Source organism: Flavobacterium bomense, assembly GCF_003970355.1.
Genome location: NZ_RYDJ01000001.1, coordinates 157800 through 171524, shown reverse-complemented (window position 1 = coordinate 171524; position 13725 = coordinate 157800). Strand labels below are relative to the sequence as shown.

Genomic DNA, 13725 nt, shown 5'->3' with positions numbered 1-13725 from the left:
TACCTTAACTTTAAATAATTTTGTAATTTTTATCTTTGAAAAATGAATAACAAAAAAAGTTATATTCCGATAAAAGTTTTCCTGAGTTATCTGGTTTTGGCGGTGCTTTTTGCCAGTGTGGGCTGGTTTTTATACTCCGAGAACAAGAATTTTTCAAAAACCGAAGAAAGAATTACCGAGGAAAGCAATACTATTTTACGGGTTAGCAACTTGCTCTCTGATACATATGAAACGGAAAATTTAGCTCGAATAGCCATTCAATCAGAATCAGAAAAAGATTTTAACAACTATATAAAGAAAAATACGCTGTTAAAAGCAGAAATTGATTCCTTGAAATTGTTTGTCTCCACACCACACCAAATCACTTTACTAGACAGTGTCAAGCAATTGCTATCTAAGAAAACGATAAATATCCAGCAACTAAAACTTATTAAAAATAAAAGTGAAAATGAAGATGCGGTGGACGACGCGATTGGTGATTTGACTAAAATGGAGTCTTCTTTGCGGAAACTGGAATTAGAAGATTTTGTAAAAGATCCCGCCAGAATGGGAATTTATCAACGAAATGTCCTTCAGAAATATGTTGCCTACTTAAATCAAAACATTCCGGATGATAGTACCAATACGTTAAGTAAAAAAGCAACCGATTCTATTTTGACGGTTTCTAAAAATTTATTAAATGAGGTAAAAAGAGAAACATCCCGAAAGAAAAAATTATTGAATTTTGAGGAAAATAAATTATTGCAAAATGAACTTTCAATCTCTGACCAGCTAAGAAAAGTCCTTAACATTATAGAACGGGAAATTATAATAAACACCACAAAAAATTATTCGGATAGAGAGAATTCCTTAGCAAAAACGAATCAAATTGTAACCTCTGCGGCTATAATTGGATTATTGCTTACTTTGTTTTTTTTGATTATAATTCTAAATGATTACTCAAAAACCCAATCCTATAAGAAACAATTGGAGGAGGCAAATCTAAAATCCAAAAAATTACTTATTAGTCGGGAGCAACTCATTGCAACTGTAAGCCACGACCTGAAAACCCCTTTAAGCACGATTATTGGCTATACGGAATTATTGGGAAATTCCGATTTAAGCAGTAAACAATGCTATTACACCAAGAACATCAAAGGTTCCTCCGATTATATTTCACAATTGGTTCAGGATCTATTGGATTTTACTCAAATTGAAGCTGGGAAAATCACGATAGAAAAAATCCCGTTTTCGCTGTACGAGATGATTTATGAAGTGGCAAATAGCATTCAATCCGTTTATGCACAAAAACCAATTCAACTGATTGTTGAAATTGACCCTAATCTCGAAAAAAAAATCATTGGGGATCCTTTTCGTTTAAGACAAATAGTATCAAACCTTATTGGAAATGCGTTCAAGTTTACTGAAAAAGGATTCATAAAAATTAGTGTTGAAATCTACTTGGAAACACAATTGATAGCGATACAAATAGAAGATTCCGGGATTGGAATAGCAGAAAAAAACCAAGAACTCATTTTTGAGGAATTCATTCAAGCCGATAAGAATATAGAGAAAAAATATGGCGGGACAGGATTAGGACTTACCATTTCTAAAAAAATGACAGCGATTCTAGGCGGTGCTTTGCATTTGAAAAGTGAATTAGGAAAGGGAAGTTTGTTTACAATCCAAATCCCCTTACTTTTTGATGTCACGGTTTCCGAAAAACAGACTACTGCGAATCCGTCAAAAAAGCACTATATAGCCATACTGATAGATGACGATGAAAGCTTGTTGAAATTAACAACTGAAGTTTTAAAACAAAACCAATATATTGTATTCCCTTTTGCTAGTGCAAAAGAAGCTCTTGATGCGCTATCAAATATTACCTTTGATTTGATTATCACCGATATTCAAATGCCGGTTATGGACGGGTTTTTATTTTTGAAAGAACTCATAGATAATTCTAAATACGAGTATGAAAAACAACCTGTAATAGCGGTCACCGGAAGAAATGATTTAAATCTGAACAACTACACAACCGCAGGATTTACCACTGTAATCAGCAAGCCCTATTCTCCTAATATACTGCTTAAAACACTACAGTCTATTTTGAACAATGACGCAGTTCCCTTTGAAGGAATTCTAAAAAGCAAGCAAACAAAGGAGGAAAGGCCTTATTCATTAAAAGTCTTGAACGCTTTTTTATCTAATGATATAGTTGCTTTAAAAGAAGTGTTACTCTCATTTATAAAAAGTACGGCAGAGAATTTAGAAAATTTAGATCGGTCAGTTTCAAACATTGATTTTATGGAGATTAAGAATACAGCTCATAAAATGGGGCCCATGTTCAAGCAAATTAGCGCATCAGAAATCAGTGTTATTCTAGATGTATTAGAGCAAGAAGACTTAACACTTGAAGAAATAACCATGGCTTCAATTAATTTGAAGCTCAAAATAACAGCTCTTTTTGTCCTGTTAGAAAAGGAATTAAACTAATTGATATTGTATAATTTTAATTTATTATACAGTGTTTTTCTGTTGATTTTCAATAATTTAGCAGCTTCTGTTTTGTTGTTATTGGTTTTAGCTAAAGCTTCCTGAATGACTTCTTTTTCGTTTTGAGACAAAGACAGATCAGAGGTGTCTAGGTTTTCATTTTGAAAAAATTCTGCGGGTAGTGCTGATTTTTCAATGAAATCTCCTTGCGACAAGAGCGTGGCCCTTTTGATGCAATTTTGAAGCTCACGCAGATTGCCCGGCCATCTGTAGTTTTGAAAAATTGTAACTACTTCAGCAGAAAGCCCAATGATTTTTTTGTTTAATTCCTGATTTGATTTTTCAAGAAAAAAATCAGAAAAGAGCATCAAATCTTCGTCACGATCTACCAAAGAGGGGGAATGTATAGAGAACTCATTTATTCTATGGTACAAATCCTCTCTGAATGTCCCATTTTTTACCGCTTCCCGTAAGTCTTCGTTTGTGGCGGTGATGATTCTGATGTCTACATCAATTTCTTTATTGCTTCCTACAGGCTTAATTTTTCTTTCTTGGAGTGCTCTCAATAGTTGGATTTGATTTTCATAGGAAAGATTCCCTATTTCGTCAAGAAATAATGTACCTCTGTTTGCTGCCTCGAAAAATCCAATTTTATCATTTATGGCTCCCGTAAAAGATCCTTTTACATGGCCAAAAAACTCACTTGCAGCTAATTCTTTTGGGATCGATCCACAGTCTACGGCAATGAAATTATTGTTTGTTCTGGAACTGTTCTGGTGAATGCTTTTGGCAATAACTTCCTTTCCCGTTCCGCTTTCGCCGATGATTAAAACTGACATATTTGTTGGGCTGACGAGTTGGATATATTCTGCCAGTTTTTGAGATGCTTTTGAGATCCCCTTCACAAATTCACTAGTCGGTTTTTTATTTTTTTTATTGTCAGTTTTAGGTTCAGAAATTACTTTATCAGAATTAGTGTGCGTTTCCATTTGAAGAGAATTTTGAATAACCAATAAAACTTCTTCGGGATTGAATGGTTTAGAAATATAATCTGCCGCCCCATTTTTCATGGCTTTTACAGCAGTATTCACATCAGAATATCCCGTCATTAAGAGGACGGGAACATTAGGATGGGTACTCTTGATTTCTGACATAAGTTTAATTCCATCATAATTTGGAAGTCGTAAATCCGTAATGATGAGGTCAAATTCATTGTTTTTGATTTGAGATTTTGCTTCTTCAGCTGAAAATGTAGCCGTTACTTCATAATCGTTTTTTACCAGAAATTTTTCTAATAATTTACAAAAAGCAACATCATCTTCAATCAATAAAATTTTAGCCATTGTATTTTAACTTTATGGCTAAAATAAAGGTATTAAATTTGTATTTAGCTAATTTTTTGCAAAAAAAAGAGAGACTGTTAAAACAATCTCTCTTTTTAAACAAAACTCACCTAAATTATTTATTTATCCAGTTTCCTTCAGCATCCGCATAAACAGTAGCATTCTGGTCTCCAACTGTAATTTCTAGTTTGTATTCTTTATTTTTATTGATGTATGCTTTTCCCAGAATTGCTCCGGGATATGCTTTTTCCATAGCTGTTTTTATTGCTTGAGGAACTGCTTCTGCTTGTACTTCAGTATATTCCTCTTGTAGTAAAACCGATTGATTTTGTGGGTTTTGAACGGGAAGTATTGTTGCAAATGCGGACATGCTTCCTAAAATAATTGCTGCTGATAAAATTAACTTTTTCATAGTATTTTTTTTAAATTGTTATTGTTTTGATGCTTTATTTTTGAATCCATTTCCCAGTTTCATCTGCAAAAAGAATAACTTTTTTCGCTGCTGCAGTCACTTCTAATTTATACTCTTTGTTAGCATTTACGTGTGCTTTGTCCAGAACAGCGTCTGGATGTGCTGCTAGTAAAGCGGTTTTAATAGCATCCGGAACATTTTCTACTTGTACCTCTACATATTCCTCTTGAATGGATAGCGTTTGTACTAGTTCATTTGAAGTTGGAACTGTAGTGGCAAATGCTGTCATACTTCCTAAAATAATTGCTGCTGATAAAATTAACTTTTTCATAGTGTTTTTTTTTAAATTGTTATTGTTTTAATGCTTTATTTTTGAATCCATTTCCCAGTAGCATCTGCAAAAAGATTTCCTTTTTTGTCCCCAACAGTCACATCCAGTTTATATTCTTTATTTGCATTTGTATATGCTTTGTCTAGAATTGCATCTGGGTAAGCCGTTTTTAACGCTTTTGTTACAGCTTCCGGCACTTCTTCATTTTTCACTTCAATATATTCTTCTTGAATTGAGGCTGTTTTTGCTGTTGTAGTTGTTACCTGAGCTTGTAGTTGTATATGTTGAAAAACTCGCTATTACAATTGCTGCTGATACCATTAACTTTTTCATACTGTTTTATTTATAGATTATTATTGTTACTTATTATTGTTCAAGTAATTGAAATAATTGTACCAGAGTTATAAAGGAAGGCGCTGTGTCATTAAGTATCTGTAATAGAGGTGTTTAATGAAATATGTTTTTTTTTAATAAGGAGAAATGTGGGTAAAACGTAGGTGTTGTGGGTATAAATTACCCGCTTTGTTTTTTTGTAGTGGTTCTAAACAAAAAAACCTTGCATCGCTGCAAGGTTTTTTATTATAGATATGTAAATCTGCTATTCTGGGTCGTTCATTTTGAACGTATCCATAAAAGCGGTTGTGTAATCACCTGCAATATAGCGAGGATCATCCATCAACTGTCTGTGAAAAGGAATGGTAGTTTTTATTCCTTCAATCACAAATTCGTCTAAGGCTCTTCTCATTTTACTAATTGCTTCTTCACGAGTTTGTGCAGTAGTAATTAACTTTGCAATCATAGAATCGTAATTTGGCGGAATTGTATATCCTGAATAAACGTGAGTGTCTAAACGAACACCATGTCCACCGGGCATGTGAAGTGTTGTAATTTTTCCTGGAGAAGGACGGAAATCATTATAAGGATCTTCTGCATTAATTCTACATTCGATGGCGTGCAACTGTGGTAAATAATTTTTACCTGAAATAGATATTCCGGCAGCAACCATAATTTGTTCCCGAATTAAGTCGTAATCAATAACCTGTTCTGTAATAGGATGCTCCACTTGAATACGGGTATTCATTTCCATGAAATAAAAGTTCCGGTTTTTATCCACCAAAAATTCAACCGTTCCAGCACCTTCATACTTAATATATTCGGCTGCTTTTACAGCTGCTTCCCCCATTTTATGACGCAATTCATCGGTCATAAACGGTGATGGAGTTTCCTCGGTCAATTTTTGGTGACGTCTTTGAACAGAACAATCTCTTTCTGAAAGATGACAGGCTTTTCCGTAAGCATCTCCTACAACTTGAATTTCAATATGACGAGGTTCTTCGATTAATTTCTCCAAATACATTCCGTCATTTCCAAAAGCTGCGGCTGATTCCTGACGGGCATCTTCCCAGGCTTTCAACAAATCTTCTTCTTTCCAAACTGCTCTCATCCCTTTTCCACCACCACCGGCAGTAGCTTTAAGCATTACGGGAAAGCCAAAATCTCTTGAAAGCTGTAGCGCTTGTTCATAGGATTCTAAAATCCCAACTGAACCCGGAACACAAGGAACACCCGCTTCTATCATAGTCGATTTTGCAGAAGCTTTATCTCCCATTCTATCAATCATTTCTGGAGAAGCTCCAATGAATTTGATTCCATGTTCTTGACAAATTTTAGAAAACTTAGAGTTTTCAGAAAGGAATCCATATCCTGGATGTATTGCATCTGCATTTGTAATTTCTGCGGCGGCAATTATATTTGACATTTTCAAATAGGACAAGTTGCTTGGAGGTGGTCCTATGCAAACGGCTTCGTCAGCAAACCTTACATGTAAACTTTCGGCATCTGCAGTAGAATACACCGCTACTGTTTTGATCCCCATTTCCTTGCAAGTTCTAATTACGCGTAACGCAATTTCTCCTCTATTTGCAATTAATATTTTTTTAAACATCTTGTTTTGCAATTTTAAATGTTGAATTTTAAATTTTAAATTATTTCAAATAATGAAAAAGCATCATTCAAAATTTATAATTTATAATTTCTTATGATGGATCTACTAAGAATAAAGGTTGGTCAAATTCAACTGGCGACATATCGTCAACCAATATTTTTACGATTTTACCAGAAACTTCAGATTCAATTTCGTTAAATAACTTCATAGCTTCTATTACGCAAAGAACATCTCCTTTAGCGATGCTTTTACCTACTTCAACAAACATCGGTTTATCCGGAGATGGTTTTCTATAAAAAGTTCCAATAATTGGAGATTTTATAGTGATGAAATGAGCGTTTTCTATCGCAGGTACTGCCGGAACAACTGCAACGGGAGCCACTTGTTGTGGAGCTAATGGTTGCTGAAGCACTCCTTGAGCGGGCATTTGCTGTACATAAGTAGTCTCAGTGACATTTCCTTCTAAGGTTGTTCTGATGGTGATTTTCACGTCATCCATCTCTAGTTTAACTTCTGCAACTCCTGAATTTGCGACAAACTTGATTAGATTTTGAATTTCTTTTAAATCCATAATTATTTGTTTTTAGTTTAAATTTATTTTTTGTCGTATGCCCATTTTAGATAAATAGATCCCCAAGTGAATCCACCTCCAAAAGCAGCCAAAATTATCGTATCTCCTTTTTTGAACTGATGTTCAAAATCACTAAGCACTAATGGTAAAGTGGCAGAAGTTGTATTTCCGTACTTTTCGATATTCATTAATACTTTAGATTCTTCTAAATTCATTCTGTTGGCTGTCGCATCAATTATACGTTTATTGGCTTGATGAGGAACCAGCCAATCGACATCTTCATTTGTCAGATTATTTCTTTTCAAAATTAATTCGCTTGAATCTGCCATATTGGTTACGGCGTATTTAAACACTGTTTTCCCGTCTTGAATAATGTTGTGTTTGTTGTCTCTTACCGTTTCAAAAGAGGCAGGGTTAAGTGATCCGCCGGCATCAATTTTAAGAAAATCTCTGCCAATTCCATCACTGCGCAAGTATTCATCCTGCAATCCTAATCCTTCATAGTTAGGTTCAAAGAGTACTGCACCAGCACCATCTCCAAAAATAATACAAGTAGATCGGTCTTTATAATCCACGATAGAAGACATTTTATCAGCACCAATTAAGAGTACTTTTTTATACCTTCCGGATTGAATATAAGCAGCAGCTGTTGACATCCCAAACAAAAAACTGGAACAGGCAGCCTGCAAATCATAAGCAAAAGCATTTGTGGCTCCAATTTGGGTTGCTACATATACGCCTGTTGACGCTACTGGCATGTCGGGCGTTGCGGTTGCCATAATTAGTAGATCGATCTCTAAAGGGTCAATGTTCGCTTTGGCCAATAAATCCTGCGCGGCTTTTATGGCCAAAAAAGAAGTTCCCTTGTCCTTGTCTTTAAGGATTCTTCTTTCTTTTATTCCTGTACGAGAGGTGATCCATTCGTCATTGGTGTCGACCATGGCTTCAAGAGCTTTGTTCGTTAGTACAAAGTCTGGAACATAGGCTCCAACAGCGGTTATTGCGGCTGTGATTGTATTCATTGTATGCGTTTATTTCTAGTCAAATGGTACCATTTGAAAATTTTTAAAAGACTTGAAAATTACAAAAAAAATTCCATTCTCTTTGAATTAGAACTTCTTATTTAACGAAAATTACAAACAACAAAAAAACTCTCACGATGTGAGAGTTCGAATATCATTTACAAAAAATGTATTATGCAACAGCTACAGATTTATCTATAACAACTTGCCCTCTGTAGTACATTTTACCTTCATGCCAATACGCTCTGTGGTATAAATGTGCTTCTCCAGTAATTGGACAAGTAGCAATCTGTGCTACAGTAGCTTTGTAATGTGTTCTTCTTTTATCTCTTCTTGTTTTGGAGATTTTTCTCTTAGGATGTGCCATTTTACTATATTATTTATCCGTTAATAGTTGCTTTAACTTGTCCCAACGCGGGTCAATATTTTCTTCTTCTTTATTTTCTTCTTTTTCTTCCTTTATCGTCAATTCATTGAGTTTTGTCAAGGCTTCAGTCTTTAAACTTCCATCTTGTATGCCCGGATGAACGCGTCTTAAAGGGACTGACAGCACAATCATTTCATAGATATATTGTGCAATATTTATTTCAAACTCTCCGTGGGGCAAAATCAATAATTCGTCGTTGTCATTATTGTAAACCTCATCAAAACGAACGATTAATTTCATTTCGCCCTCAATTGGCAGATCAAAATCTTCGCTGGTAAGATCACATGGCACATTTACAGCCCCTTTGTGATTAAAACGCAACTCTAACAGTGTGCTTTTTTTCTCTAAAACTACATTTACTTTGATCTTTGAATCTTGATATTCATCATAATCAAAGATTTCAAAGAACGCATTACTGATTTGATACTCAAAATGATGTTTCCCTAGCTTTAATCCTATAAAAGGAATTAAATATTCTTTTGTGTTCTTCATTTCAACAACAATTTTCCCCTAAACTTCGGGAGTGCAAAGATATAAAATTATTGCAAATCTAATAATGTTATTCACTTTTTTTTGTTCACAACTGCTTTTCTTTTGTTTTCAATGGTTTTTTGCTAATTTCTGCATATTGATTTCTGGAATGATAAATGTCTATTGCCAGATATACAGCCTCTTTGAAGGAGTTAAAATCAGCTATTCCCTTGCCTGCTATATCATAAGCGGTGCCGTGATCTGGTGAGGTTCTTATTTTATGCAAGCCTGCAGTATAATTTACTCCTTTTCCAAAAGATAATGTTTTGAAAGGAATCAATCCTTGATCGTGGTAGGTTGCTATAACGGCATCGTATTTCTCGTATTGATTACTGCCAAAGAAACCATCTGCAGCAAATGGACCAAATACTAAGATCCCTTTGTCGAACATTTTTTTTAATGTAGGTTTTATAATCAAGTCATCCTCTGTCCCTATGACTCCGCCATCTCCACAATGCGGGTTTAAACCTAAAACTGCTATTTTGGGTTTATTAATGCCAAAATCTTTGATCAAAGTCTGTCTGACCGTTTCGATTTTTCGCACAATCAATTCTTCCGTTAGCTGTGAGGCGACTTCACTAAGCGGAATATGATCTGTCAGCAATCCTATTCTCAAATTATCCTGAACCATCAACATCAAGGCATTGCCTTCTAGTTCTTGGTCTAGGTAATCCGTATGACCCGGAAACTTAAAATCGTCTGATTGTATATTGAATTTATTTATTGGTGCTGTTACCAGAACGTCTATAACACCTTCTTTGAGTGCTTTCGTCGCTGCAATAAATGATTTTATAGCATATTCCCCTGCCTTAGAATCATCCTTGCCAAGATTTAAATCCACACCTTCTTTCCAGAGGTTTAATACATTGATTTTGCCTAATACGATTTGATCTAATTTGTCGATCCCGTGGAGCAAAGATGTTGATTGAAAACTTTTTTTAACAAAAGACAACAACTTGACATTAGCAAAGATAACTGGAGTGCACAACTCTAACATGCGAGAATCCTCAAATGTTTTTAAAACAACTTCGCTTCCAATACCGTTTAAATCTCCAATAGAAATTCCGACAATTATATTTTCTGCTTTTTTCATAATGACATACCGTTATTTATTGCTAATTTTGAAGTGCAAATTTAGTAAAAAAAACAAGAAATGTTTACAGGAATCATAGAAACCCTTGGTATCATCCAAGAAATAAAAAAAGAAAAAAATAACGTTCATATTACCATAAATGCATCAATTACCACTGAACTTAAGATAGATCAAAGCGTGGCACATAACGGGGTCTGTCTTACGGTTGTTGCTATCAACGACACTTTTTATACCGTAACCGCAATAGACGAAACTATAAAAAAAACAAATTTATCGGATTGGAAAGTTGGAGACAGTATCAATCTGGAAAGAGCAATGAAGCTGGGAGATAGGCTGGACGGACATATTGTTCAGGGACATGTAGACCAAACGGGCACCTGCATCACTGCCGAGCAGACCAACGGCAGCTGGCTTTACACTTTTGAATATGAGGAAAATTGGAACAACATTACCATTGAGAAAGGATCCATTACGGTAAACGGCGTCAGCTTAACGGTTGTGAACTCAAAGAAAAATCAGTTTAGTGTCGCCATTATTCCTTATACATACGAACATACTAATTTTAAAACTTTTGAAGTTGGCACAAAAATAAATCTTGAATTTGATGTCATTGGTAAATACGTTTCCAGATTGTATGCCAACAAATAATAACTCGATAGTATTATAAACAAAAAAACGCGAATCTACATTAGAGTTTTTTGTTTTAACTTAAAGCTATAAATGATGTAAATCCCAAATAGCAAAGCAAGTGCCATCATGGTGTTAATATTTTCATCTACAGGCAATCCTGGCGGAGGTGGTGGCGTTGTTGATGTCCTTTCCCCAGCTGCGGCGGGTTGCGGCGGATCTTTAGCTAATACATTAAAAATACAAAACATAAATAAAACCAGAGTAAAAAACACCATTTGGACAATTTTCATATTTAAAATTGAATTATTCTTTAAAAAAATCAGAGTATTTAAGCTTTAAAATAAATACATCCTTTCAACATAAATAACACTAACCCGAAAAAAATGCGGTTTTTATAAAAATTTAGATTTAAAAAAAAGCCTTACAGTACTGCAAGGCTTTTAAACTTAAACTGTGGTCCCACCTGGGCTCGAACCAGGGACCACCTGATTATGAGTCAGGTGCTCTAACCAGCTGAGCTATAGGACCGGTTAAGAGTGTGCAATATTACTACTATTTTTCATGTACTCCAAATATTTTGACTTAGATTTCAATAATATTTCAATGATTCATTGCTTTCAAGCAGAAACTTGCTGAATAGTAGAATACTAAATGAATTATCCTAAAAATACTTATTTTATTTCCTGACACAACTCAATCAAAACGCCATTCGTACTTTTTGGATGCAAAAAGACAACTAACTTGTTATCAGCCCCTTTTTTAGGAATTTCATTTAATACAATAAAACCTTCTTTTTTTAAACGCGCAATTTCTAAAACTATATCTTCTACGTCAAAGGCAATGTGGTGTATGCCTTCTCCCTTTTTTTCAAGAAACTTAGCAATAGGACTTTCTGGATTGGTAGCCGCTAAAAGCTCAATTTTGTTCGGTCCATTCATAAAAAAAGAAGTTGTTACTCCTTCACTTTCTACCGCCTCGAATTTGTAGGCCGGAGCTCCAAAAAGCTTTTCAAAAACTTTATTAGAAACTTCTAAATTCTTAACTGCAATCCCAATGTGTTCTATTTTCCTCATTATTTATGTTTTGAGCGCAACGCTACTTTAGTTGAAAAACTCTACTACCACTGCGAATTATAACTACAATTATTTTTCAGTGTAAAATTAAACATTAAAAAGAAAAAACAAGGTCCCCACAAAAGGCAAGTTGAATTTATTACGCATAATAATTTTATAAAAAATAGCAATCACATGAATTATAATTGTTATTTTGTAAATTCTAATTATGATTTGATATGTTGAAAAACAATTTAAAATACGCCTTCTTATTATTGCTTTTTATTGTAGCTGGTTGTGCCAAAAGAGGCTCTATCACCGGGGGATTAAAAGATACTATTGCGCCTGTTTTGAAAATGAGTTTCCCGGAAAACTTCAACACAAACTTCAAAGGAGATGAGATTAAGTTGGTATTTGACGAAAATATTAAAATAAAAAACCTGAACAAACAATTGATTATTTCGCCACCAATGAAGAACGATCCATTGGTTTTACCCACAACGGCAAGCAAAACGATCACCATAAAAATTAAAGATACACTACAACCCAACACCACGTACAGCTTTAATTTTGGACAAAGTATTGCTGATAATAATGAAGGGAATCCGTTAAATCAATTCAAATATGTGTTTTCTACCGGCGATTATATTGACTCTTTAAGCCTTGGTGGCACTCTGAAAAGTGCATATGAAAAAGAAGTGGAATCATTCGTATCAGTTATGCTTTACGAAGTCAATGACAGTTTCAAGGACTCCGTTGTTTATACCGAAACCCCAAGATATGTAACCAATACATTGGACAGCTTGAAGACGTTTCGTTTAGAGAATTTAAAAGCAGGGAAATATCTTCTTGTAGCCATGAAAGACTACAACAGCAACAATAAATACAACCCAAAAACAGATAAAATTGGATTTAGCAAAGACTTTATTACGATTCCAAATGACACTATTTATGAGTTAGAATTATTTAAGGAAACACTTCCTTTCAAAACATTTAAGCCTAGTCAAGCCTCAGGAAACCGTTTGTTAGTAGGGTATGAGGGACTAATAAATTCTGCTGATGACAGGCCCAAAATAATTTTAAAAAACAACAACGATCTTCTGCCTACTGTCATTACTAAATTTCCAAAAAAAGATTCCCTTCAAATCTGGTACAAGCCCATTAAAGCTGATTCACTAAATTTGGCTGTAGCCAAAGGTCAATATGAATCGAAATTCAATTTTAAAATAAAAGATCAGAAAAAAGATACTTTAAACGTCATAGCCCTGCAAAACGGAACCTTAAAATTTAGAGAGCAATTTACATTAGAAAGTAATACTCCTTTAACCCGTTTCGAAAATTCGAAAATAAACCTAACCAATAACGCAAAAGATGCAGTGCCGTTTACCACTAAATACGACGAATTCAATCAAAAGCTTTTTTTTGATTTCATTAAAGAACCTTCCGAAAATTATACATTTGAAATTTTACCTGGAGCGTTAACTGATTTTTTCGAACAAACAAACGATACTTTAACGTATAAATTAAACACTCAAAGCACTGCTGATTATGGGAATCTGACCGTGCAGTTGCAAAAAGCAAAACAATTTCCCGTCATTGTTGAACTCACGAATGCAAAAGGGGACGTTTTAGCTACTGAATATACCGAGGAAAACACCACAATAAATTTTAATTTAATTGACCCCGAGCTGTACACGCTCCGAATTATTTATGATGCCAATAAAAACAAGGAATGGGATTCCGGTAATTATTTAGAAAAACGTCAAGCCGAGGAAGTGATTTACTTTTCCAAAGAAATTCCTGTTCGGGCAAATTGGGACGTCAACCAGGCATTTGATTTAAGTCTTCCCTACATTCCGGAACCTAAAAAGAAAACCAACAAGAAGAAATAAA

15 protein-coding genes and 1 tRNA gene are annotated in these 13725 nt (G+C 34.6%); 3 read left to right on the top strand and 13 right to left on the bottom strand.

Annotation, left to right across the window (positions count from 1 at the left end):
* The first annotated feature begins 42 nt into the window (after nt 1-42).
* Nucleotides 43-2475, top strand: a complete 2433-nt coding sequence (locus tag EKL98_RS00720) for an ATP-binding response regulator (protein WP_126561293.1) — start codon at nt 43-45, stop codon at nt 2473-2475.
* Here the strand turns inward: EKL98_RS00720 and EKL98_RS00715 are convergent.
* The 10 genes from EKL98_RS00715 to pdxA all read right to left on the bottom strand — a co-directional run bounded on the left by EKL98_RS00715 (nt 2472) and on the right by pdxA (nt 10153).
* Nucleotides 2472-3818 carry a sigma-54-dependent transcriptional regulator gene (locus EKL98_RS00715; RefSeq protein WP_126561292.1) on the bottom strand — a complete coding sequence of 449 codons (1347 nt, stop codon included), beginning with the start codon at nt 3816-3818 and terminating at the stop codon, nt 2472-2474. The genes EKL98_RS00720 and EKL98_RS00715 overlap by 4 nt on opposite strands.
* A gap of 115 nt (nt 3819-3933) precedes the next feature.
* Complete coding sequence (locus EKL98_RS00710; RefSeq protein WP_126451975.1) at nt 3934-4230, bottom strand: hypothetical protein; 297 nt, start codon at nt 4228-4230, stop codon at nt 3934-3936.
* 34 nt (nt 4231-4264) lie between these two features.
* Nucleotides 4265-4561: a hypothetical protein gene (locus EKL98_RS00705; RefSeq protein WP_126458056.1), complete on the bottom strand. Its 297-nt coding sequence runs from the start codon at nt 4559-4561 to the stop codon at nt 4265-4267.
* Nucleotides 4562-4596: 35 nt separating this feature from the next.
* Nucleotides 4597-4773 (bottom strand): hypothetical protein, encoded by a 177-nt coding sequence (locus EKL98_RS18465; protein ID WP_317125370.1) that lies wholly within the window; start codon nt 4771-4773, stop codon nt 4597-4599.
* 386 nt (nt 4774-5159) lie between these two features.
* Nucleotides 5160-6506, bottom strand: a complete 1347-nt coding sequence (gene accC / locus EKL98_RS00695) for an acetyl-CoA carboxylase biotin carboxylase subunit (RefSeq protein WP_126561291.1) — start codon at nt 6504-6506, stop codon at nt 5160-5162.
* Nucleotides 6507-6597: 91 nt separating this feature from the next.
* Entirely contained in the window at nt 6598-7077 is a 480-nt protein-coding gene (gene accB, locus EKL98_RS00690; RefSeq protein WP_126458065.1) for an acetyl-CoA carboxylase biotin carboxyl carrier protein, read from the bottom strand.
* Between the two features lie 23 nt (nt 7078-7100).
* Nucleotides 7101-8099, bottom strand: a complete 999-nt coding sequence (locus EKL98_RS00685) for a beta-ketoacyl-ACP synthase III (protein WP_126451979.1) — start codon at nt 8097-8099, stop codon at nt 7101-7103.
* Nucleotides 8100-8271: 172 nt separating this feature from the next.
* On the bottom strand, nt 8272-8466 hold the full coding sequence (gene rpmF, locus EKL98_RS00680; protein ID WP_007137315.1) for a 50S ribosomal protein L32: 195 nt from the start codon (nt 8464-8466) through the stop codon (nt 8272-8274).
* A gap of 9 nt (nt 8467-8475) precedes the next feature.
* Nucleotides 8476-9018, bottom strand: coding sequence for a YceD family protein (locus EKL98_RS00675; protein ID WP_126458068.1), 543 nt, complete (start codon nt 9016-9018; stop codon nt 8476-8478).
* Nucleotides 9019-9103: 85 nt separating this feature from the next.
* Nucleotides 9104-10153, bottom strand: a complete 1050-nt coding sequence (gene pdxA, locus EKL98_RS00670) for a 4-hydroxythreonine-4-phosphate dehydrogenase PdxA (protein ID WP_126458071.1) — start codon at nt 10151-10153, stop codon at nt 9104-9106.
* 57 nt (nt 10154-10210) lie between these two features.
* Between pdxA and EKL98_RS00665 the strand changes: the two genes are divergently transcribed.
* On the top strand, nt 10211-10798 hold the full coding sequence (locus EKL98_RS00665) for a riboflavin synthase (protein ID WP_126561290.1): 588 nt from the start codon (nt 10211-10213) through the stop codon (nt 10796-10798).
* Between the two features lie 35 nt (nt 10799-10833).
* Here the strand turns inward: EKL98_RS00665 and EKL98_RS00660 are convergent, their stop codons facing one another.
* From EKL98_RS00660 to mce, 3 genes are all read right to left on the bottom strand, one after another.
* Complete coding sequence (locus tag EKL98_RS00660; RefSeq protein ID WP_126561289.1) at nt 10834-11070, bottom strand: hypothetical protein; 237 nt, start codon at nt 11068-11070, stop codon at nt 10834-10836.
* A 164-nt stretch (nt 11071-11234) separates the two neighbouring features.
* A tRNA-Ile gene (locus EKL98_RS00655) sits at nt 11235-11308 on the bottom strand.
* Between the two features lie 143 nt (nt 11309-11451).
* Nucleotides 11452-11853, bottom strand: a complete 402-nt coding sequence (gene mce / locus EKL98_RS00650) for a methylmalonyl-CoA epimerase (RefSeq protein WP_126458077.1) — start codon at nt 11851-11853, stop codon at nt 11452-11454.
* Nucleotides 11854-12071: 218 nt separating this feature from the next.
* Here mce and EKL98_RS00645 point away from each other — a divergent pair, with 218 nt between their 5' ends.
* Nucleotides 12072-13724: an Ig-like domain-containing protein gene (locus EKL98_RS00645; protein ID WP_126561288.1), complete on the top strand. Its 1653-nt coding sequence runs from the start codon at nt 12072-12074 to the stop codon at nt 13722-13724.
* The last annotated feature ends 1 nt before the right edge of the window (nt 13725 follow it).